At 66.7% G+C, this 21,040-nt stretch carries 19 protein-coding genes; 5 read left to right on the top strand and 14 right to left on the bottom strand.

The genetic code is table 11. The features are described from left to right. Nucleotides 1–29: 29 nt before the first annotated feature. Nucleotides 30–779, bottom strand: coding sequence for a TlyA family RNA methyltransferase (locus IFT87_RS12110; protein ID WP_192008623.1), 750 nt, complete (start codon nt 777–779; stop codon nt 30–32). A 187-nt stretch (nt 780–966) separates the two neighbouring features. On the opposite strand from IFT87_RS12110, the gene IFT87_RS12105 reads away from it, so the two are divergent. Continuing rightward, nucleotides 967–1,638 (top strand): alpha/beta hydrolase, encoded by a 672-nt coding sequence (locus tag IFT87_RS12105; protein WP_192008621.1) that lies wholly within the window; start codon nt 967–969, stop codon nt 1,636–1,638. 30 nt (nt 1,639–1,668) lie between these two features. Here the strand turns inward: IFT87_RS12105 and IFT87_RS12100 are convergent, their stop codons facing one another. The 4 genes from IFT87_RS12100 to IFT87_RS12085 all read right to left on the bottom strand — a co-directional run bounded on the left by IFT87_RS12100 (nt 1,669) and on the right by IFT87_RS12085 (nt 4,831). Continuing rightward, complete coding sequence (locus IFT87_RS12100; protein ID WP_157840526.1) at nt 1,669–1,839, bottom strand: hypothetical protein; 171 nt, start codon at nt 1,837–1,839, stop codon at nt 1,669–1,671. Then, a complete protein-coding gene (gene dxs / locus IFT87_RS12095) occupies nt 1,836–3,758 on the bottom strand; it encodes a 1-deoxy-D-xylulose-5-phosphate synthase (RefSeq protein WP_031439323.1) in 1,923 nt (640 codons plus the stop codon). Before dxs ends, IFT87_RS12100 begins: the two co-directional genes overlap by 4 nt. Before the next feature lie 127 nt (nt 3,759–3,885). Beyond that, on the bottom strand, nt 3,886–4,359 hold the full coding sequence (locus IFT87_RS12090) for a Fur family transcriptional regulator (protein ID WP_031439322.1): 474 nt from the start codon (nt 4,357–4,359) through the stop codon (nt 3,886–3,888). Nucleotides 4,360–4,432: 73 nt separating this feature from the next. Beyond that, nucleotides 4,433–4,831, bottom strand: coding sequence for a MerC domain-containing protein (locus IFT87_RS12085; protein WP_042466454.1), 399 nt, complete (start codon nt 4,829–4,831; stop codon nt 4,433–4,435). A 231-nt stretch (nt 4,832–5,062) separates the two neighbouring features. Between IFT87_RS12085 and IFT87_RS12080 the strand changes: the two genes are divergently transcribed. From IFT87_RS12080 to rpsI, 3 genes are all read left to right on the top strand, one after another. Further along, a complete protein-coding gene (locus IFT87_RS12080; RefSeq protein ID WP_031439320.1) occupies nt 5,063–6,106 on the top strand; it encodes a COX15/CtaA family protein in 1,044 nt (347 codons plus the stop codon). Between the two features lie 115 nt (nt 6,107–6,221). Further along, nucleotides 6,222–6,701, top strand: coding sequence for a 50S ribosomal protein L13 (gene rplM / locus IFT87_RS12075; protein WP_037530138.1), 480 nt, complete (start codon nt 6,222–6,224; stop codon nt 6,699–6,701). After that, nucleotides 6,702–7,259: a 30S ribosomal protein S9 gene (rpsI, locus tag IFT87_RS12070; RefSeq protein ID WP_043157976.1), complete on the top strand. Its 558-nt coding sequence runs from the start codon at nt 6,702–6,704 to the stop codon at nt 7,257–7,259. A gap of 65 nt (nt 7,260–7,324) precedes the next feature. On the opposite strand, the gene IFT87_RS12065 is transcribed toward rpsI, so the two are convergent. From IFT87_RS12065 to IFT87_RS12040, 6 genes are all read right to left on the bottom strand, one after another. Further along, nucleotides 7,325–7,924, bottom strand: coding sequence for an ATP-binding cassette domain-containing protein (locus IFT87_RS12065; RefSeq protein ID WP_031439319.1), 600 nt, complete (start codon nt 7,922–7,924; stop codon nt 7,325–7,327). Beyond that, nucleotides 7,914–8,618, bottom strand: a complete 705-nt coding sequence (modB, locus tag IFT87_RS12060; RefSeq protein ID WP_037530133.1) for a molybdate ABC transporter permease subunit — start codon at nt 8,616–8,618, stop codon at nt 7,914–7,916. Before modB ends, IFT87_RS12065 begins: the two co-directional genes overlap by 11 nt. Further along, nucleotides 8,619–9,380: a molybdate ABC transporter substrate-binding protein gene (gene modA, locus IFT87_RS12055; RefSeq protein ID WP_192008619.1), complete on the bottom strand. Its 762-nt coding sequence runs from the start codon at nt 9,378–9,380 to the stop codon at nt 8,619–8,621. Nucleotides 9,381–9,455: 75 nt separating this feature from the next. Continuing rightward, nucleotides 9,456–12,854 carry a polysaccharide deacetylase family protein gene (locus IFT87_RS12050; protein WP_192008617.1) on the bottom strand — a complete coding sequence of 1,133 codons (3,399 nt, stop codon included), beginning with the start codon at nt 12,852–12,854 and terminating at the stop codon, nt 9,456–9,458. Between the two features lie 109 nt (nt 12,855–12,963). Beyond that, nucleotides 12,964–14,787: a translation elongation factor 4 gene (lepA, locus tag IFT87_RS12045; protein WP_037530131.1), complete on the bottom strand. Its 1,824-nt coding sequence runs from the start codon at nt 14,785–14,787 to the stop codon at nt 12,964–12,966. Nucleotides 14,788–14,857: 70 nt separating this feature from the next. Then, on the bottom strand, nt 14,858–17,074 hold the full coding sequence (locus tag IFT87_RS12040) for a ribonuclease R family protein (RefSeq protein WP_192008615.1): 2,217 nt from the start codon (nt 17,072–17,074) through the stop codon (nt 14,858–14,860). A 131-nt stretch (nt 17,075–17,205) separates the two neighbouring features. Between IFT87_RS12040 and IFT87_RS12035 the strand changes: the two genes are divergently transcribed. Then, complete coding sequence (locus IFT87_RS12035; RefSeq protein WP_031439915.1) at nt 17,206–17,475, top strand: hypothetical protein; 270 nt, start codon at nt 17,206–17,208, stop codon at nt 17,473–17,475. 20 nt (nt 17,476–17,495) lie between these two features. On the opposite strand, the gene IFT87_RS12030 is transcribed toward IFT87_RS12035, so the two are convergent. The 3 genes from IFT87_RS12030 to IFT87_RS12020 are packed head-to-tail and all read right to left on the bottom strand — an operon-like array spanning nt 17,496 to nt 20,817. After that, on the bottom strand, nt 17,496–18,062 hold the full coding sequence (locus tag IFT87_RS12030; protein ID WP_037530127.1) for a DNA-3-methyladenine glycosylase I: 567 nt from the start codon (nt 18,060–18,062) through the stop codon (nt 17,496–17,498). Next, the gene (locus IFT87_RS12025) at nt 18,059–19,045 is read right to left on the bottom strand and encodes a polysaccharide deacetylase family protein (protein ID WP_192008613.1); all 987 of its coding nucleotides are present in this window, start codon (nt 19,043–19,045) and stop codon (nt 18,059–18,061) included. Before IFT87_RS12025 ends, IFT87_RS12030 begins: the two co-directional genes overlap by 4 nt. Next, the gene (locus IFT87_RS12020) at nt 19,042–20,817 is read right to left on the bottom strand and encodes a histidine kinase dimerization/phospho-acceptor domain-containing protein (RefSeq protein ID WP_052149177.1); all 1,776 of its coding nucleotides are present in this window, start codon (nt 20,815–20,817) and stop codon (nt 19,042–19,044) included. The genes IFT87_RS12025 and IFT87_RS12020 overlap by 4 nt, the downstream gene beginning before the upstream one ends. Nucleotides 20,818–21,040 lie beyond the last annotated feature (223 nt).

Raw genomic sequence — 21,040 nt, 5'->3', positions numbered from 1 at the left:
CGGGTCCGGCGCGGACAGTCTTCGAAACCTCAGCCGCGTGGCGCGGCGACCGCATGCGCGGCGATCAGGAACTCGATATTGCCCTCGGGGCCGGTGATCGGGCTCTCGACGACGCCCTCGACCTGCCAGCCCTGTGCCTCGAGCCAGGCCGCGACCTCGCCGCAGACGCGCGCATGGACGGCCGGATCGCGGATCACGCCGCCCTTTCCGACCTCTTCGCGCCCCGCCTCGAACTGCGGCTTGACGAGCGCGAGCAACCGCGCGCCGGGACGTGCGAACCCGATCGGGCGCTCGAGCACCTTGGCCAGCCCGATAAAGCTCGCATCGCAGACGATCAGGTCGACCGGCTCGGGGATATGCGCGTCGGTCAGGATGCGCGCGCTGGTCTGTTCATGGACGATCACGCGCGGGTCCTGGCGGAGTTTCCACGCAAGCTGGTTGGTCCCGCTGTCGACGGCATACACGCGAGCGACCCCGTTGCTGAGCAGCACGTCGGTAAACCCGCCGGTCGACGAGCCGACGTCGATCGCCACCGCGTCCGTGACCGTCCAGCCGAAATGTGAGAGCCCGTGCGCGAGCTTGATCCCGCCGCGCGACACCCAGGGGTGATCGCGGCCGCGCACGTCGAGGACGACGTCTTCTGCGAGCGTCTGCCCCGGTTTGTCGACCTTGCGCGTGCCGGCAAAGACCAGCCCCGCCATGATCAGCGCCTGCGCGCGCGTCCGCGACTCGACCAGTCCCCTGTCGACCAGCATCTGATCCGCGCGTTGCTTTGCCATACGCCCAGCCTATCGCCCCGGCGTCCGATCATCGCAAGCTGCCTTCCTTTCGCCGCAATGTCCATTGCCCACTGAACTGGTAGGATTATCTTGCGGACAGGGATCGTGATCGGCCGACGTCCCCTAGAGCGTCGACCGATCACGATCCCACCCCCGGGCTCCGGGGGAATGGAGAAGGAGAAGCGTCGTGGGTTCTTTTGCACCATATGATAGCGTTCAACCGACCATCCTGACGGTCCCCGGGCTCGGTGGCTCCGGCCCGTCACACTGGCAGCCCCTGTGGGAAGATGCCCGGCCGGACACCGTCCGTGTCGAACTGGGGATGTGGAACACGCCGCATCGCAACGCCTGGGTCACGCGGCTCGACGAGGCGATCCGGCGCGCGCAGGCGCCCGTCATCCTCGCCGCCCACAGCCTGGGGTGCCTTGCTGTCGCGTGGTGGGCCGAACTCAGTCCGCAACCCTATGGATGGCCCGTCGCGGGGGCATTGCTCGTCGCGCCCGCCGATGTCGACCGGGGCGGCGCCCAGGCCGAGCTCAAGGGCTTTTCACCGACCCCGCGCGGCCCCCTGCCCTTCCCCTCGATCGTCGTCGCGAGCAGCGACGATCCCTGGGTCACGCCCGACCGCGCGCACAGCATGGCCGCCGACTGGGGTAGTCATTTCGTCGATGCCGGCCCGCAGGGGCATCTCAATGCCGCGAGCGGTATCGGCTGGTGGCGCGAGGGACAGGATCTGCTCGAGCGGGTGATCGCCGCGAGTGGCGACGGTCACGGGCAAGCGCTGCCGCCGAGCCAGGCGCGATCGATCCTCGCCGTCAGCGCAACCGACGCGGCCCACTCCCACTATCTGGGCAGATAGGCAGGGCGCGCGTCCGGCAGTCGTTCCGGATCAGCCGCGCAGTGTGTCGTCTGCCGGCACCTGCGACTGCTGATCCTGCTCGTCCGCGGCACGCGCCGCGGGCAACCCGGCGCGCATCCGCCGCCACATGGCGATGTTCAGCGACACCATCACGATCACCGCGAGCGCAATGATCACGATGGCCTTGGTCGGCCCGCTCATGCGCGCGCTTCGGCAACCCCGCCCGAATTATGGCGCAGCGCCTTGAGCACGGTTTCCACCAGCGCCGCCGAATCGAGCCCGGCCTCGGCATATTGCGCGTCGGGCTTGTCCTGATCCTGGAAGAGATCCGGCAGACGCAGCGTGCGCAGCTTCAGCCCGCCGTCGATCAGCCCCTCGTCGCTGGCCAGCGTCAGCACATGCGCGCCGAAACCGCCGACCGCGCCCTCCTCGATCGTGACCGCGACCTCGTGCGTGGTGAGCAGCTTGCGGATCATCTCAACGTCGAGCGGCTTGGCGAATCGCAGATCGGCAACGGTGGTCGACAGCCCCTTGGCCTCGAGCACATCGGCGGCCTTCAACGCTTCCTCGAGCCGCGTGCCGAGCGACAGGATCGCCACGGCCTTGCCCTCGCGAACGATCCGGCCCTTGCCGATCTCGAGCAGTTCGGGCGTGGCAGGCAAGGCGACGCCCGTGCCGTTGCCGCGCGGGTAGCGCACCGCGATCGGGCCGGTGTCATACTGCGCCGCGGTGTGTGTCATATGGACCAGCTCGGCTTCGTCCGCCGCCGCCATCACGACGAAATTCGGCAGCGTCGCGAGATAGGTCACGTCGAACGATCCGGCATGCGTCGCGCCATCCGCTCCGACCAGCCCGGCGCGATCGATCGCAAAGCGCACCGGCAGGTTCTGGATCGCGACGTCATGGACGACCTGGTCATAGGCCCGCTGCAGGAACGTCGAATAGATCGCGCAGAACGGCCGCATCCCCTGCGCGGCAAGCCCCGCCGCGAAGGTCACGCCGTGCTGTTCGGCGATGCCGACATCGAAGAAGCGATCGGGATAGGCCTTGGCGAAGGCATCGAGGCCGGTGCCCGACGGCATCGCCGCGGTGATCGCACAGATCCGGTCGTCCTTGGCGGCCTCGGCGACGAGCTGCGCACCGAACACGTTCTGATATTGCGGCGGTCCCGGCGGCGCCTTGGTCTGCACGCCCGAGATCACGTCGAACTTCTGCACGCCGTGATATTTGTCGGCCGCGGCCTCGGCGGGCGCATAGCCCTTGCCCTTCTTGGTCACGACATGGACGAGGATCGGGCCCTCCTCCGCGTCGCGCACATTCTCGAGCACGGGGATCAGATGCTCGAGATTATGACCGTCGATCGGCCCGACATAATAAAAGCCGAGTTCCTCGAACAGCGTACCGCCCATCGTCATGCCGCGGGCGAACTCGTCGGTCTTCCGCGCGGCGTTGTGGAACGGCCGCGGCAGGCGCCGAGCGAGCTTCTTGGCAAGCTCGCGAATGCCCAGGAATTCGCGGCTCGACACGATCCGGCTGAGATAGGCCGACAGACCGCCAACCGGCGGCGCGATCGACATGTCATTGTCGTTCAGGATCACGACGAGGCGATTACCCGCCTGCTCGGCATTGTTCATCGCCTCATAGGCCATGCCCGCCGACATCGCGCCGTCGCCGATAACGGCAATGCCCTTGCCCGGCGTGCCCGCGATCTTGTTGGCGACCGCGAAGCCGAGCGCGGCCGAGATCGATGTCGAGGAATGCGCAGCGCCGAACGGGTCGTATTCGCTCTCGCTCCGCTTGGTGAAGCCGCTGAGGCCGCCACCCTGGCGCAACGTCCGGATCCGGTCGCGGCGGCCCGTCAGGATCTTGTGCGGATAGCATTGATGCCCGACGTCCCAGACCAGACGGTCGCGCGGCGTATCGAACACATAATGAATCGCGGTCGTCAGTTCGACGACGCCGAGCCCCGATCCGAGGTGGCCACCGGTCGTCCCGACGGCCGAGATCGTCTCGGTCCGCAGTTCATCGGCAAGCTGGCGAAGCTGGTCGGGTTTCAGCTTGCGCAGGTCATCGGGGGTCGAAACCGTGTCGAGCAACGGGGTTACAGGAGTATCTGCCATCCCGCCGGCTTATCGCAGCACAGGTTTGGTGTCGATTGTTACCGAACGAAACCCCGCCATCCGCGGATATTTCTACGCAGCGACGCCAGATTGGTTACCCCGTCATGGCGCTGGCAGCCTTCCCCGATCAGCGCTGCGCCTCGCATGCGGCACACCGGCCGCGGACTTCGATGACCGGGCGGACAGGCACGAAACCGGCCGAAATAGCCGCATTCCGCACACCGCGAGTGATCACGTCATTGTCGATATGCGTCGTCTGCCCGCACGAATCACATACCAGGAAGATGCAGTCGTGAAGGCAATCGGGATGGGCATTGGCGACGTACGCGTTCGCACTCTCGACCCGTCGCGCCAGGTTCGCACCCACGAAGAGGTCGAGAATTCGGTAAACGCTGTTGGCAGCGACGCGCCGCCCCTCCGCCTTCGACACGGCTTCCGCGATGTCATAGGCCGAGGCCGGCTTGTCGAAGCCAGCCAGCGCGGAAAACACGCTGGCGCGCATCGTCGTCCACTGCTCTCCCGATTTTTCCAGCGTCGCCTGCGCGGCAACGTTGAGGTCGGCGCCTTGCGGCTCATGATGTGAATGCGAGTGCGTTGCCATTATGCCGTGAATCTAGGGTGCCGCAGGACCGGCGACAAGCAGCGACCGCGCCGGGGCGATCGTGCGGCCCGGCTCAGCTTTCGGCGCGACGGTTCAGATCGTGCCCGAACGCGAGCAACGCGACGCCGATGATCGTCCAGAGCGTCTCACCGCTTCCCGAATCATGCGGCAGCGTCATCGCCCCCGCCATGATCCCGAGCCCGAACGCACCCATCGCCGCCGGCATCGCATAGCCATGATGAAGGATCCCGCGCCCCAGCGCGACCGCACCGAATAGGATCGCGATCGTCAGTCCGACTTCGTGGAAGATGGGATCGAGCAGCACGCCGCCCGCGGTCGACATCAGCGCAACCAGCACCGACGTTGCCAGACAGTGCACCATGCACAGACCCGACAGCCCGATCGCATAGCGATCCAGGCCTGCGATCCAGGACGGATGCGCATGGGTATGGTGGTGGGCGGTCGTCGACATCGTTCCGATTAGATAGTCCATCTCAGGAAAGGATACAACATCACATTCGGCCGAACGCCCGTCGTCCGCTCGCTTTTTTTTCAGGAAAAGGACGCTCGATCGACGTCGTGATCAATCCTGCGCTCGCGCTCGTTCCCAACGCATCGCGCGTGTGTCTCGGGCCAGCAGAAACCCGGCGGCCGATAACCCCTGATACTCGACGCCCCAGTCAGACAGGCGTAGAGCCGTGCGATGCTCCAGCCCAGTGCCGCCTTCCTGTCCACAGCGCGCCCGCGAGCGGTCGCGACCTGGCTTCTTCTCGTTGCGGCGATGATCGTCGGCATCGTTATCGTGGGGGGCATAACGCGGCTTACCAATTCGGGGCTCTCGATCACCGAATGGAAGCCGATCACCGGCATCATTCCGCCACTCACGCTTGCGCAGTGGCAGGCGGAATTCGCGAACTACAGACAGATCCCCGAATATAGCCAGCTCAACAGCGGCATGACGCTCGACGGGTTCAAGGCGATCTTCTTCTGGGAATATCTCCACCGCGCGCTGGCACGGACGATCGGCGCGGCGTTCGCGATCCCGCTCTTGTGGTTCGCGCTGCGCCGGGCAATCCCGGTCGGCTATGGCTGGCGACTCGGCGCGCTGCTGGCGCTCGGCGCGCTTCAGGGCGCTGTCGGCTGGTGGATGGTGAAGTCCGGGCTGTCCGTCCGCACCGACGTCAGCCACATTCGTCTCGCAGTCCATCTGATGACCGCGCTCGTCACGCTCGCCGGCATCGTCTGGACGGCGCTGGACCTCCTCGCACTCCACCGCTCGAAGCTTGCGGCCCCGGCCCGCCTCGTGCCGATCGCGGTCACCGCGTTCGCGTTGCTGTTCGTCCAGCTTGTCTATGGCGCGTTCACCGCAGGGCTCAACGCAGGCTACGCCTTTTCGAGTTGGCCGCTGATGGGCGACAGCCTGTTCCCGGGCGGCGTCCCGATGCTGTCACCCGGCTGGATCAACGCCGTCGACAACCCGATTGTCGTCCAGTTCATTCACCGGTGGCTCGCCTTCGCCACCGCCGCCGGGCTCGTCTGGCTCGCGGTCCGCGCGACGCAGCATGGTTCGCGCGCCGGCTTCTGGGTGGTCGGGCTCGTCACGCTTCAGGTCTTTCTGGGGATCGCAACGCTCATGACCGGTGTCGCCATCCCTGTCGCCGTCGCACACCAAGCCAACGCGGCGCTGTTGCTGATCGCCATGGTATTTGCCGCGCATCGCCTCGGCAATCCGCCCAAGGTATTATAATACCCGCCATGAAACCGGCGGAAAGCTTGACTTAAACACCTCTTTTCGCCATTGCCGCCTCGTTAGCGCCGTCCGTCGTGGCGGCGCATATCGTTTCAGCAAAGGTCTCAGCCCCATGAAGGCGCTCATGAAGACCACCAAGTCGGCCAAGCCGCACGAGGTGGAGAAGAAATGGCATATCGTCGATGCCGAGGATCTGGTGGTCGGTCGCGCAGCGTCGATCATCGCCAACGTCCTGCGCGGCAAGCACAAGACGTCGTTCACCCCGCATGTCGATTGCGGTGACAACGTCGTCGTGATCAACGCCGACAAGATCCGCTTCACCGGCAACAAGGCCGCGAAGAAGGTCTATTACAAGCACACCGGTTATGCCGGCGGCATCAAGGGCATCACTGCCGCCAAGGTTCTCGACGGCCGCTTCCCGGAGCGCGTTCTCGAAAAGGCCGTTGAGCGCATGATCCCGCGCGGCCCGCTTGGCCGTGAGCAGATGCGCAACCTGCGTATCTTCAAGGGTACCGAGCATCCGCATGAGGCACAGAACCCCGAGGTTCTCGACATCGCCAGCATGAATCGCAAGAACAAGGTGGGTGCGTAAATGACCGACAACCGCCAGTCGCTCGCCGATCTCGCGAGCCTGACCAACCAGCCCGCACCGGCTGCTCCGGCCGCACAGTCGCTGCCGACCAGCGAAGGCGACATCGCAGCGCCCGTCTCGAACGAGCCGGTCCGCGAGCCGATGCCGCTCCGCGAGCAGATCCTCGACAAGCAGGGCCGCGCCTATGCGACCGGCCGTCGCAAGGACGCCGTTGCCCGCGTCTGGGTCAAGCCCGGCACCGGCAAGATCACGATCAACGGTCGTGACCAGGAAGTGTATTTCGCACGTCCGACGCTGCGTCTCGTCATCAACCAGGTGTTCGGTATCACCGAGCGCGAAGGTCAGTATGACGTAGTCTGCACCGTCAAGGGCGGCGGCCTTTCGGGCCAGGCCGGCGCGGTCAAGCATGGCATCAGCCAGGCGCTGACCCGCTTCGAGCCGGTGCTGCGTGCATCGGTCAAGGCTGCAGGCTTCCTGACGCGCGACAGCCGCGTCGTCGAGCGCAAGAAGTACGGCAAGGCGAAAGCCCGTCGTAGCTTCCAGTTCTCGAAGCGCTAAACGCTTTACCGAACTACGGAAAAGGGCGGTCCGGGTTTTCCCGGGCCGCCTTTTTCATGCCTGCGCTACATCCGTACGACGCGGGTGCCGATTCGTGCGGCCTCGTCGGGGTCGTGGGTCACCATCAGGATCGGCAGGCGCATCGTATCGCGCAGATGCTCGATCACGCGGACGATCTCCTCGCGGCGCGGTCGGTCGAGCGACGCCAACGGCTCGTCGAGCAACAGGAAGCGCGGGTTGCTGAGCAATGCCCGTCCGATCGCCACGCGCTGCGCTTCGCCCCCCGAGAGCGACCGCGGCCAGCGGTCGAGCAGATGCCCGATCCCCAGGAAGCCGATCCGCTCCTCGAACCCCGACGTGTCTCGGCCGGCGCCGTAAAGCAGGTTCGCCCGCACCTTCAGATGCGGAAAAAGCCGCGCTTCCTGAAACACATAGCCCGCACGGCGGTGTTCCGGTGGCAGGTTAATGCCCTCCCCGAACAGCGTGACGCCATCGACGACGATCCGGCCATTGTCGGGCGTGAGCAGCCCGGCGACCATCTTCAGGATGCTGGTCTTGCCGACGCCGGACGGTCCGAACAGCACGGTCGCGCCGTCCCCCGCCGCCATCGTCAGTGCGACCTCGGCATCGCCCAGACGCTTGCGGACGTTGATCTCAAAGGACATGAAGCCCCCTGCCCGCGCGCCGCGTCAGGAGCTCGGACGCGACCAGTGCGATCAGCGACAACGCGACGGAAATCGCCGAGAGCCGCCATACCAGCATCTCCGCGCCCGGCTGCTGAAGCGCCGAGTAGATCGCCAGCGGCAGCGTCTGCGTCTCGCCCGGCACATTGGAGACGAAGGTGATCGTCGCCCCGAACTCGCCGATCGATCGCGCAAAGCCCAGCACCGCGCCCGCGAGCACGCCCGGTACGCTCAGCGGCAGCGTGACCGTCCAGAATACCCGCCACGGCCCCGCGCCCAGCGTCCGCGCCGCACTCTCAAGCCGTGCATCGACCGCCTCGATCGACAGCCGCATCGCACGCACCATCAAGGGCAGCGCCATGACCCCCGCTGCGATCGCCGCACCGGTCCAGCGGAACAACACGCTGACCCCGAACCACGACTGCAGCCACCCACCGACCGGCCCGTTCGGCGCAAAGGCGAGCAGCAGCAGCCACCCCGTCACGACCGGCGGCACGACGAGCGGCAGGTGGATCACCGCATCGACGAGGATCCGCCCGGGAAACCGTACGCGCGCCAGCAGCCAGGCAAAGCCGAACGCGATCGGCAATGTGATCAGCATGGCGACGGCGCCGACCTTCAGCGACAGACCGACGATCCCCCATTCCGCCGGTGTCAGGACGAACCCATCCGTCACTCAGCGCGCCGAAAAGCCGTAACGCACGAAGATCGCCTTGCCCTGACGCGACGTCAGGAACCGGCGGAACGCCTCGGCCTCCGGATTGCGCGACGTCGACAACCGGGCGATCGGATAGGTGATGGCGGGATGCGTCGATGCGGGAAATACGCCTGCGATCCTGACACGCGTCGATGCCTTGGCGTCGGTCGCATAAACGATCCCCAGGGGTGCCGCGCCGCGTTCGACGAGCGCCAACGTCGCGCGGACGTTTTCGGCGCGCACGACGCGCGGCGCGACCTGTTTCCATACGCCGAGCGCCTCCAGCGCCTCCTGGCCGTACCGCCCCGCAGGGACGGGCGTATCCGCCATCGCGAGTGGCCCTGCGGTCAGGACCCGCACGAGCGCTGCAGGCGGGCGTGACGGGATCCGCACCGTCGTCCCCGACGCCGCCGCGACGACCAGCCGGTTTCCCAGGAACGTCACGCGCGACGCAGGGACGATCAGGCGGCGCTTTGCCAGCTCGTTCATCCAGTCCTCATCCGCGGACACGAACAGGTCCGCTGTCGCGCCGGCCTCGACCTGCCGTGCCAGCGCCGACGAGGCCGCAAACGAGATCGTCGGTCGCACATGCCCCTTCGCCGCCCACGCATCGGCGGCCGCGGTCATCGATTCCTGCAGGCTCGCCGCCGCCAGCACGAGCGGTGCCGCGCGCTGCGCGGCGTCGGCGCCCGTCGCGACGCCGCCGACGGCCAGCATGGCGAGCAATACCGGATACTTCATCATGTCCCCTCGAGCCCGCCAATCACCACGGCGCTATAGTATGCCGCCCGCTGAACGCCACAACGGACATGGGGTTCATTCCGCCCCGGAGGGCGCCGTCACGCGCCCCGTCCGGGCCAGCTTGCCCCAGCCGACCATCGGCCCCCGCAAAGCCTGGGCGAGCGCCTTGAGCACGACATAGTACATGACCTGGCGATAGCCGATCCGCTGCGGAATCAGCAGCCAGAGCAGCCTCCACCGCTCGCGCCGCTCGAGTGCGAACGCGATCGTCGCCGCGAGCAGGTCGATCGCGGTGAAGACCAGCCAATAGGTCAGCATGGTCTGCAGATCATGGCTGCTCTGTGCCCAGCCATGCGCCGACACCGCGACGTAGGTCGTCGCGACACTGACGAGCAGCGCGAGGTCGATGATCGGCGAGATCGCCGCCAGCAGGATCTGGAACACGATCGCCTGGGGCAGCCCGACCCAGCCAAGCCCGCGCGGCTGGCTGCGGCCGATCGCCGACCGGTGCTTCCACAGGCACTGGAGCGTCCCGAACGCCCAGCGGAACCGCTGCTTGGCAAGCGCGCGCAGCGTCTCGGGGGCTTCGGTCCACGCGATCGCGAACTGGTCATACTGGACCGTCCACCCTGCGCGCTGGATCGCGATCGTCAGATCCTGATCCTCGGCCAGCGTATCATCGGGATAGCCGCCGACCGCGCGAATTGCCGCCAGTCGCCACGCGCCGACCGCGCCCGGCACGACCGTCATCGCGTTCAGCCGCGCGAGCGCGCGCCGTTCGAGGTTCTGGGCGGTGATATATTCGAGCGCTTGCCAGCGGGTGATCAGATTGACCCGGTTGCCGACCTTCGCATTGCCCGCAACCGCCCCCAGCGCCGGGTCGTCGAACCACCGCGCCAGCCGCGCGATCGTCAGCGGCTCGAACTGCGTATCGGCGTCGAGCGCGATCACGATATCGCCCCGCGCCGCGGCCAGCCCGCGGTTCAGCGCACGCGCCTTGCCGCCGTTCGCCAGAGTCATGAGCCGCACCCGCGCGTCGCCGGCAAAGGCGGTGGCGACGGCCTGGCTCGTGCCATCGCTCGACCCGTCATCGATCACAATCACCTCGACCACGACGTCGGTCGAGGCCAGCACGCCCTCGACCGCGCGGACGATCACGCGTTCCTCATTGAACGCCGGGATCATCACCGTGACGAATCGAGCCGGATCGATCGCCGGGAACACCGTCCGCAATTCGCGGCGTGCCTGGATCAGTGCCAGCGCCGACAGCGCGAGCGCGCGAAGGATGCCGATCGTGATCGCGATCCCGAAGATCCAGCGCAGGCCGATTACCAGTCCACCCAGCGTGCTGAACAGCGCAAGATCCGCGACCGCCGCGACCCGGTCGCTCGACGATATCACCGGCATCGCCGCATCGCGCGTCAGCCCGGCCAGCGCGGAGACGGGCACGAAATGATAGCCCATCGCCTGCAGCCGGTCGATGATCACCGGCAGCGCCGCGACGGTCTGCGCGCGGTTGCCCCCCGCATCGTGCAGCAGGATAATGTTGGCGCTGCGTTCGGGCGATCCTTCCACGACCTGTGCGATCGTGCGGTCGATGATCGCCGCGGTACCCGGACGCTTCCAGTCGTCGGGATCGACGTGCAGGCCTACCGACACATGGCCACGCTGCTGCGCCTCGAGCGCCGGCTTGATCTCGTCCGCGGTGCTCGGCTCGGCATCGCCGAAATAGGGCGCGCGGAACAGGCGGAGCGATCGCCCGGTGAACGCCTGGAACAGCCGCTGCGTCGTGTTGAGCTCGAACCCGACCTGCCGCCCCGATACGGTGGCCAGATTGGGGTGCGTATAGGTGTGGCTGCCGACCTCATGCCCTTCGGCCACCATGCGTTCGAGCAGGCTCCGCTGCGTCAGCGCATTCTCGCCCACCACGAAGAACGTCGCCGGCACGTGCTTGCGCTTGAGGATGTCGAGGATCTGCGGCGTCCATTCGGCGTCGGGCCCATCGTCGAAAGTGAGCGCAAGCGCCCGCGGGCTGTAGCCCGTACGCTGGACGACGTAGGGCGAGGGCATGCGCGTGAAGCGGACGTCCGCGATCGTCCCATCGGCTGCCGCGACCGTATCGCGCAGCCCGGACACCGGCGTCGACCCGATCTTCAGGATCTCGCCATTGCCCTCGATATCGACATTCGTCCCGGCCGGGGTCGTGTTGATCGCACGCAGGTCGGGCAATCGGCGATGGTCGCGCCCGAAGATCGACCAGAGCGCCGGATCCTCCGACCCAAGCCGCCACAGCGCAAAGCTTTGAACCCCCGCCTTTTGAAGAAAGGCCAGCTCGTTATACGCGCTCGCCGCATCGAGCAGCCATACCTGATGCCGGGTCCCGCCATCGGCATAGGCGAAGCTGCTGGTGCCGCTGCCCTTGTCGAACGTCGGAACGGTGCCCGAATCGGATGCGGCCTGCCACGCCTCCTCGACGCCCAGCGCATCGCCGCCACGGTCATGCCAGTCATAGGCATAGGAGCCGAACGCGACGACCAGCTTTGAGGGGGCGACGCCGCGCGCGGCATCCGCGACCGACCGCGCGAACCAGCGCTGCGATGCGATCGGCCCGGCCGGGCCGCTCGTCTCGTGCTCGTCATAGGCCATCAGGAAGATCTTGTCGGTCACGCGCGCATAGGCGCGCATGTTCCAGTCGGCGTTCCCGACCGGCGCGGCGATCGCGACGACCCAGCCGCGCGGTGAGAACCGCGCTTTCGCCTCGGCAAGGAATAGGCGGTAGTTCGCCTGCGCCCCCGCGGGCAGGCTCTCGAAATCGAAAAAGGCGCCGCCTGCATGGTTCGCTGCGAGGAACGGGACCAGCCGATCGAGGAAGGCGCGCCGGGCGGTCACATCCGCAAACAGCGCGGCGCTGCCCGCGCCGTCCCAGTCGCCGTCCTTGGCGTTCTGAACCATGGGCAGGATCACCGGGCGGTGGATCGCGCGATTGAGCACCGCGCGGCCCGCGACATCGCGGAACACGGTGATCCGGTGGTCGGCCCCGGTCACCGACACCCAGCCGGGAATGACCCAGTCGAGTTGTTCGACATGCCGGGCAAGGCTCGCCACGCTCGATCCGTCCCAGGGCACGTAAAAGGCGATGGCCAGCCGCGGGTTGGTCGCGCGCGGTGCCTGTCCGACGCCCCCCTTCGCACCCGCCTTGCCGGCGCCCGCGGTGGGGCCACCGAACAGCGCCTTGCCGTAATAATCGATGCTGCGCTGCGCCCGTCCGATCACGCCGCTATGCGGTGCGGGCAAGCGGTGAAGCCCGGGATGCTCGGGCTCGAACGGCAGCAACGGTGCCGCCGGGACCGCGCCGATCGACACGGCGAACACCGCCACCGACAATAAAACGAGCGCTACGAAGGCGATGACACCCAATGCGAAACGGCGACGACGCCGCCCGCTAGCGTCGTAGAAAACAGGATGCAGTGCCATGACCAACGCTATCCGACCCCAGGATCGCGCGCCATGCACCACCATTCATGCCCGCGAACGATCGGGACGATGACAAATCCGTCACGTCAGCCCGAAAGAGAACACCCGATCAGGAGTCGTCGCCCATCCGCAGCGCGGCGATGAATGCCTCCTGCGGGATGCTGACCGACCCATATTCGCGCATCTTCAGCTTGCCCTTCTTCTGCTTTTCCAGAAGCTTCTTCTTGCGGCTCGCATCGCCGCCATAGCATTTGGCGGTCACGTCCTTGCGCATCGCGCTGATCGTCTCGCGTGCGATCACCTTGCCGCCGATCGCTGCCTGGATCGGGATCTTGAACAGGTGACGCGGGATCAGGTCCTTCAGCCGCTCGACCATGCCGCGACCCCGTACCTCGGCGGTGCCGCGGTGGACGATCATGCTCAGAGCGTCGACCGGCTCCTCGTTGACCAGGATGCCCATCTTGACGAGGTCGCCCTCGCGATAGCCGATCTGGTGATAGTCGAAGCTCGCATAGCCCTTCGACATCGACTTCAGCCGGTCGTAGAAATCGAACACGACCTCGTTCAGCGGAAGTTCGTAGGTCGCCTGCGCGCGGCCGCCGACATAGGTCAGGTTCTTCTGAATGCCGCGGCGGTCCTGGCAGAGCTTGAGCACGCTGCCGAGATATTCGTCGGGGACGTAGATCGTGGCCTCGATCCACGGCTCGCTGATCGTTGCGATCTTGTTCGGCTCGGGCATGTCGGCGGGGTTGTGCAGCTCGATATGCGTCGTGCCCGCGGGATCGGGGTGGGTCAGCTCGATCTCGTACACCACCGACGGCGCGGTGGTGATGAGGTCGAGGTCATATTCGCGCGTCAGCCGCTCCTGGATGATCTCCAGATGAAGCAGGCCCAAGAACCCGCAGCGGAAGCCGAAGCCCAAGGCCGCCGACGTCTCCATCTCGAACGAGAAGCTCGCGTCGTTGAGGCGCAGCTTGCTGATGCTCTCGCGCAGCTTCTCGAACTCGGCGGCGTCGACCGGGAACATGCCGCAAAACACCACCGGCTGGACTTCCTTGAAGCCCGCCAGCGCCTCAAGCGCAGGCCGCTTCGCATCGGTGATCGTGTCGCCGACGCGGGTCTGCGCGACCTCTTTGATCTGCGCGGTGATGAAGCCCATCTCGCCCGTGCCGAGCTCGATCAGCTGCTCGATCTTGGGGCGGAAACAGCCAACCCGGTCGACCAGATGCATCGTGCCGGTCTGCATGAACTTGATCTGCTGGCCCTTCTTCAGGACGCCGTCGATCACGCGGACGAGGATGACGACGCCGAGATACGGATCGTACCAGCTGTCGACCAGCATGGCCTTCAGCGGTGCCTCCGGATCGCCCTTGGGCGGCGGGATCTTCGTGACGATCGCCTCGAGGATGTCCTCGATACCGATGCCCGACTTGGCCGATGCGAGCACCGCGCCGGACGCGTCGATGCCGATCACGTCCTCGATTTCCTTGCGGACCTTCTCGGGTTCGGCGGCGGGCAGATCGATCTTGTTGATGACCGGCACGATCTCGTGATCATGTTCGATCGACTGATAGACGTTGGCGAGCGTCTGCGCCTCGACGCCCTGCGCCGCGTCGACCACGAGCAGCGCGCCCTCGCACGCGGCGAGGCTGCGGCTCACTTCATAGGCGAAGTCGACATGCCCCGGCGTGTCCATCAGGTTGAGGACGTAATCCTCGCCGTCCTTCGCGCGGTAAGCCAGGCGCACGGTCTGCGCCTTGATCGTGATCCCGCGTTCCTTCTCGATGTCCATGTTGTCGAGCACCTGCTCGGACATTTCGCGCGCGGTCAGACCGCCGGTTTGCTGGATCAGTCGATCGGCGAGCGTCGACTTGCCATGGTCGATATGCGCGATGATGGAGAAGTTGCGGATGCGGGACAATTCGGTCGTCATGCGCGCGCCGTTAGCACCTCGCCGGGCTTATGCCAAAGCTTCCGCATCATCTGTGGCAACGGGATCACAATCAGCGTCGCTTTCCCTGGTGCCGGATGTTCGCCGGACGCCCGCGCCGCTTGATCTCGCGGCCCGGCTTGCGCGCGCGTGCTGGTCCCGCGGCCCCTTTCCCCTCGGGCATTTCGAAGCGCAGCGCGCCCGATACCGGGTTCGCCTCGGCGAGCTTGAGGTCGAGCATCTGCCCCTGCGCATAGACGTCGCCGCTATCCTCGCCGACCAGCGTCCGCGCCGCCTCGTCGAAACGGAAATACTCGCCGCCAAGGTCGCGCACCGGCATCAGCCCGTCGCCGCCGATTCCCTCGACGGTCGCGAAGAATCCGAAATTGGTGACGCCGGTAATCCGCACTTCCATGATCTGACCGACGCGCTCGGACAGGAACGAGGCGACATAGCGGTCGATCGTGTCGCGCTCGGCCTCCATCGCGCGGCGTTCGAGTCGGCTGATCGTCTCGCCGATCGCCTCCATCCCGGCTGCATCCTCGGCAGGCAGACCGCCTGCCCCCAGGCCATAGGCCGCGACCAGCGATCGATGCACGATCAGATCGGCATAACGGCGGATCGGCGAGGTGAAGTGCGCGTAGCTGCCGAGCCCCAGCCCGAAATGCCCGTGATTGGCGGGGCTGTAATAGGCCTGGGTCTGCGTGCGCAGCACCTGCTCCATCACCTGCGGCCGGAAGTCGGCGTCGCCGATCCGCTCGAGCACATGGTTGAACGTCGCTGGCCGGATGACCTGCCCCAGCGCGAAGGGCACCCCGAACGTCTCGAGATAATCCTTCAGCGCCATCAGCTTCTCGCGGCTCGGCGGCTCGTGGTCGCGGTACATCACCGGCGCCTTCTTGCCCTCCAACGCCTTGGCCGCGGCGACGTTGGCCGCGATCATGTAGTCCTCGATCAGCCGGTGCGCATCGAGCCGTTCGCGCGGTGCGACCGACATGATCCGCCCCTTTTCGTCGAGCACCACCCGCCGCTCGGGGAGGTCGAGGTCGAGCGGCGCGCGCGCATCGCGGGCCTTTGCCAGCGACGCCCAGCATCCCCAGAGCGGCTTCAGCACCGTCTCGGTCATGTCGAGCGCCAGCGTCCCGTCGATCGCGGCCTGCGCCTTCTCATAGGCGAGATTCGCCGCGATCCGCACCACCGCGCGGGTGAAGCGCCACGACTTGAGCGACCCATCCTTGCCGATCACCAGGTGACAGGCGAGCGCAGCGCGATCCTCGCCTTCCTTCAGCGAACAGACGTCCGCCGACAGGATCTCGGGCAGCATCGGCACGACGCGGTCGGGGAAATAGACCGAATTTCCGCGCCGCCGCGCCTCGCGGTCGATCTCGGATTTGGGTCGGACATAGAAGCTGACATCGGCGATCGCGACGATCGCCTTCCAGCCACCGGCATTGGCCGGATCCTCGTCCGCCTGCGCCCAGACCGCGTCGTCGTGATCGCGTGCATCCTCCGGGTCGATCGCCACGATCGGCAGGTGGCGCAGATCCTCGCGGTCGTCGCCGAGCGGAAGTTGTGCGACGCGCTTGGCCTCGTCGATCGCCTCGACCGCGAAGACGTCGGGGATGCCATGCTTGTGGATCGCGATCAGCGAGAAACTGCGCGCGGCGAACGGGTCGCCCAGCTTGTTGACGACCCGCGCGGCGATCCGCGGCGGCTTGCCCGCCAGTTCGGCCAGCACCAGATCGCCCGGCGCGGCGCCGCCGGCATCGGCAACCGCGAACTCACGCCGCTCGCGCTTGTCGACGCCGGTCAGCCACAGCCGCCCCGCCTCCTCGCGCAGTACGCCGAGCACCTGCTCGGACGCGGGCGCAAGCACCTTCATCGGATGCGCGGTCCAGCCATTGCCGGCTTCCTCGGTCCGCGCGAGGATCCGCTCGCCGACCCCCAGCGCACCGCGCTTGCGTTCGCGCACGCGCAGCCGCGGCGGTGACACGCCCTCGGCCTCCCAGCGCTCGGGGACCGCCCAAACATTGCCGGCATCGTCGACGTTGGCGATCCGCAGCACGGTGACCTTGGGCACGCCGCCCATCTTGTGAAACGCGCGGCCGGGGGCGCTGTCGATCAACCCCTCGTCCGCCATGTCCTTCAGCAACGCCTTCAGTCCGATCTTGTCCTGCGCACTCAGGCCGAAGCCCTTGGCGATCTCGCGTTTGCCCGCGGGGACGTCCGACGACGCGATGAAGTCCAGGATCTGCTGGCGGGTCGGAAGACCGGCTTTCGGTTTGTACATCCCCACCAGATAGGGTGCGTTGGGCGATGCGTCACCCGTTACCGGCAAGCCTTTGCAACACAGCGAAAATCAATCCTTGCGCCTGAACCTCATGAGCATATCATCACTGGATAAACATAAGGAGAGAGACAGTGACGACGCCGCTACGGCTCGAAGCCGATCCCGAGGACAAGAACCTCGTCATCCTGCAAAGCCTGATCTGCCTGTTGCGCGAGAAGAACATCCTGTCGCGCGCCGACATCGAGGAGCTTTGCGCCACGGTCCAGCGCCGCGCCGCCGAACCGGCCAGCGACCCGATGCCTTGCCAGAACGGCGCAGTGCGCGAAGCGGCGATAGAGGTCGCGCACATCGGCGACTATATCGGCCGTCGCTATGGCGGAAAGCACCGTCGCGCGTTCTGACCGCGCCGACCTGTCGCGTCCTAGCCGCCGAGCTCCGCGCGTCGGAAGCACTTGGTTTCGTGATCATTGACGATCCCGACCGCCTGCATCCAGGCATAGACGATCGTCGGACCGACGAACTTGAACCCGCGACTTTTGAGATCGGCTGCGATTTGGGCCGATAGCGGTGATTGCGTGACCAGCTTGGCACCGTCGCCGATCAGTACCTTGCCATCGGTAAACGACCAGCAATAGGTCGCGAAATTCAGATCCGCGTCGCGCATCGCGAGGACCGCGCGCGCGCCGCCGATCGTCGACTCGATCTTGGCACGCGACCGGATGATGCCGGCGTTCCCCATCAGCCGGGCGATGTCTGCCTCGTCGAAGCGCGCGACCTGTTCCGGGTCGAACCCGGCAAAGGCGGCGCGAAACGCCTCGCGCTTGCGCAACACGGTGATCCAGGCAAGTCCCGCCTGGAAACCGTCGAGCATCAGCTTTTCCCACAGCGCGCGTCCGTCGCGTTCGGGAACGCCCCAGTCGGTGTCGTGATAGGCGCACATCAGCGGATCGTGCCCCGCCCAGCCACAGCGCGAAGGGGGCGTCGTCACCGGGCATTCTCCAGGATTTCGTCGAGCGACGCATTGCGCACGCCAAGCCGGTCGAGCCGGGTCAGCATCGCCGACCACCAGTCATGGAACGCGCGCAGATCGGCGGCGTCGCGGACATAGGGCGTATTGCCGGGGACGAGCGACGGTGAATGGAACGCAAAGTTGAGCAGTTCGACCCCCTCGCCCACCGCGATCGTCACCGCCTCCAGCGCGGCGCCGATCGGCATGTCCTCTGGCGTCAAAGCAATCCGCGACAACAGGCCCAGTCGCGACGCGACACCGCGCGCATAGGGCACTCGCCCCAGCGCGCGGTACAGTCCCGCACCGTGACCACGCAGCGCGCCGACGTACAGCGTCGACAACGGCACGCTGAGAAGCGCGCCCCGGCGGCAGGGACGCGAGTCGCTCGACGAAAAGTCGGGTCCTCCTTCGGCCGAATAGTCATAGCCGGGCCGGACCGAGCTATCGAGGCGATAGCCGAGCGCCGTGAGCGTCGCGACCGTGTCCGGGCCAACCCCGTAGCGACCGGCGCGATACGCGCGCGGGCGTCGACCGAACGCCGTGGCGATCGCATCGGTGAGAAAGCGGAGCTTCGCGGCTTCGAGGCCTTCGGGAAGATTGCCCGCAAAGCTCATCGCCGGGGTCAGCGGCTCACCAAAGGGCGGGTTGACCCAGGGGTGCAGCTGCGCGCCGATCTCAGACCGGCCATCGGCACCGACGTCGCGCAGGATCTCGACGGCGGCGGGGTCGTCGACGATCGGATAATCGACCAGACAGGTCAGCGCGACGCCCTGCTCGCGGAACCGCGCATGCGCCTCGGGGAATGCCGCCATTGCACTTGTCGAATGTCCCGAGCGCTCGAATGGCGCATTCCAGTCGAACTGCTCCTCGACATCGACGAACAGCGTGTAGCGCGGTCCGAAACTTGGACGCCAGACGATGGGCTCCGGCGGTGAAGCCAGCCTGTACCGCGCGTCGTTCACCGAAACCGGTCGAGAACGCGCTCCATCCGTTCGGCCGCAACGGCGGGTAGCGTGAGGATGATGTGTTCGGACTCGAACGCCATGTGCCCACCCAGTTCGACCGCAAAATTCTGCGCCAGCCGCAGCGCAAATCCGGTGCCCAGCAACGGGGCACCATCGCGCTCGTGACCGCGGTCGTTGTCGATGCTCAGCAGGATGTTCGTGTCGTGCACCGCCATCGCACGAGGCCGATCGAAGCGCAGCGCCACCGTATCGCCGCAGCACAGGACCGCGACCATCAGCATCTCGTCCGCGCTGCAGGCCGATACGAGGGTCGCCAGCAGGCGCCCCACCAGCCGTTCGACCGCAAGGTCGTCACCGGCGATGTCGCAATGGGCCGCCGACGGATCGATGACGACCTGGGCGCCGCGCAACGCCGCTAGCGGTGCGAGGTCACGCACCACGCCGTCGAGCAACGGCAGGACGGGCACGATCGTCGGGCGCAGCTCGAGCGCATCGCCTTCGATCCGTGCCGCGGTATCCAGATCCTCGATCGCGGCCAGCAGTTCGGACGCCTGGCTCCGGATCATCGCCGCGCGTTCGCGATAGGTTGCAGGGACCGGGCCGAGCAATTCGGTCTCGATCAGTTCGGCGAAGCCCGCAATCGCATTGGTCGGCGTGCGCAGTTCGTGCACCAGTTGCCGCAACGAATCGGAAACCGGCGACTTGGGCGCGGCCAACGGCTCACCGAGCGACGCAACCTCATCGCGCCGCGGCCGGCGGGCGGTGCCGCGAAACCCGGTAAACCGCCCCGATGCGGGATCGAAGGCCGGGACACCCGAAATACGCCATGCACCGGCAGCGCTCGACAAACCGCCGATCTGGAGCCGCGCCGCGTCGAAGGCGGAGCGCCGCCGGTAGGCGCCTGCCGCGACTCCGTCGATCTGAACCTCACCCTGAACGGCGGCATAGGCCAGCGAGGCGCCAACCAGCGCCGTGCGCGACACGCCGTCGACCCAGCGGATCACGCCCGTCGGATCGGTTTCGTAGCGGAAGCTGTCGGCAACCTCCGCGGCAAAGTCCGTCGCGTCAGGCACGATCCGGTCGCGATTGAACGCGTCGATTCGTTTGACGAGGTCCGAAATCTCGAACCGCTCGGGCTTCGCGACGGGCTCGGGCGCGGCGTCGGTCGCCGGTACCGCCGCGTGACGCAGCGCTTCGGCCACGACCGGCAGACCGCGCGCGATCGCGCCGAGCGTGACAAAGGGCGACGCGGTGTGCGGCATGGTCGGACAGGACGGCGATTCCGCTGGAGCCTCGACGACCGGTGCGGGCACGGCGTCATCGGCCGGAGGCTCCGCCGGCCCGCCGGGGTTGATTGCGGGAGCAACGTCGGACGGCGCCGGATGATGCGCGAGGACGAAATCAGTCGATCCGAAACTCTCAAGACCGCGACAGACGGGGTCGGGCAGATCTTTCCGATGCCGCAGAACGGATCGGCCCGCCGGCGTCAGCTGAGGCAGCAGAGCAAGCCAGTCATCCGCAGGCAGCATCGCGGTCCGCAACACGGGGGCGGCGATCGCCAAGGTGTCTTCGGCAAAGAACCTTACCAGTGCGACATCGGGCTTCGCAAACGCCAGCGCGCGCGCGCTTGCCGCGCGAACCGTGTCGGGGACCAGCTTGCGCAGCGCCTGCAACCGGGCCAGCGACTCAGCATCGGCCGGGCTACGCCCGCGTCCGATCAGGTCGACCATCTGACGCCACGCCGATTGAGCACCGAAATCCGTGGCCATGTCGGCAGATAGCACGGTCTTCAGGCTGTCGTCGAAGCGCACGGAGTTCCCCGAATGGACGCTGCACCGCCTGCGTCATCAAGGTGTCATACCCTGAGGCGGCCTTGGAAGGAACAACAGAATTGGCGTGCATGGTTATGCCGTGGCGATGTGGGACAATTGCGTTTCGCCGCAACAATCTTATCGCTATGGAGGGTCGATCGCCGTGTTTGACGCGTTTCAT

The sequence above is a fragment of the Sphingomonas sp. CFBP 8765 genome, from assembly GCF_014841445.1.
In the GTDB taxonomy this organism is placed as follows: domain Bacteria; phylum Pseudomonadota; class Alphaproteobacteria; order Sphingomonadales; family Sphingomonadaceae; genus Sphingomonas; species Sphingomonas aerolata.
This window is presented reverse-complemented; position numbering and strand designations above follow the sequence as displayed.

Coding starts and splice junctions, on each gene's coding strand:
- IFT87_RS12110 (WP_192008623.1), bottom strand. CDS start 779: ATGGCAAAGCAACGCGCGGATCAGATGCTGGTCGACAGGGGACTGGTC.
- IFT87_RS12100 (WP_157840526.1), bottom strand. CDS start 1,839: ATGAGCGGGCCGACCAAGGCCATCGTGATCATTGCGCTCGCGGTGATC.
- dxs (WP_031439323.1), bottom strand. CDS start 3,758: ATGGCAGATACTCCTGTAACCCCGTTGCTCGACACGGTTTCGACCCCC.
- IFT87_RS12090 (WP_031439322.1), bottom strand. CDS start 4,359: ATGGCAACGCACTCGCATTCACATCATGAGCCGCAAGGCGCCGACCTC.
- IFT87_RS12085 (WP_042466454.1), bottom strand. CDS start 4,831: ATGTCGACGACCGCCCACCACCATACCCATGCGCATCCGTCCTGGATC.
- IFT87_RS12080 (WP_031439320.1), top strand. CDS start 5,063: ATGCTCCAGCCCAGTGCCGCCTTCCTGTCCACAGCGCGCCCGCGAGCG.
- rplM (WP_037530138.1), top strand. CDS start 6,222: ATGAAGGCGCTCATGAAGACCACCAAGTCGGCCAAGCCGCACGAGGTG.
- rpsI (WP_043157976.1), top strand. CDS start 6,702: ATGACCGACAACCGCCAGTCGCTCGCCGATCTCGCGAGCCTGACCAAC.
- IFT87_RS12065 (WP_031439319.1), bottom strand. CDS start 7,924: ATGTCCTTTGAGATCAACGTCCGCAAGCGTCTGGGCGATGCCGAGGTC.
- modA (WP_192008619.1), bottom strand. CDS start 9,380: ATGAAGTATCCGGTATTGCTCGCCATGCTGGCCGTCGGCGGCGTCGCG.
- IFT87_RS12050 (WP_192008617.1), bottom strand. CDS start 12,854: ATGGCACTGCATCCTGTTTTCTACGACGCTAGCGGGCGGCGTCGTCGC.
- lepA (WP_037530131.1), bottom strand. CDS start 14,787: ATGACGACCGAATTGTCCCGCATCCGCAACTTCTCCATCATCGCGCAT.
- IFT87_RS12040 (WP_192008615.1), bottom strand. CDS start 17,074: ATGTACAAACCGAAAGCCGGTCTTCCGACCCGCCAGCAGATCCTGGAC.
- IFT87_RS12020 (WP_052149177.1), bottom strand. CDS start 20,817: ATGGCCACGGATTTCGGTGCTCAATCGGCGTGGCGTCAGATGGTCGAC.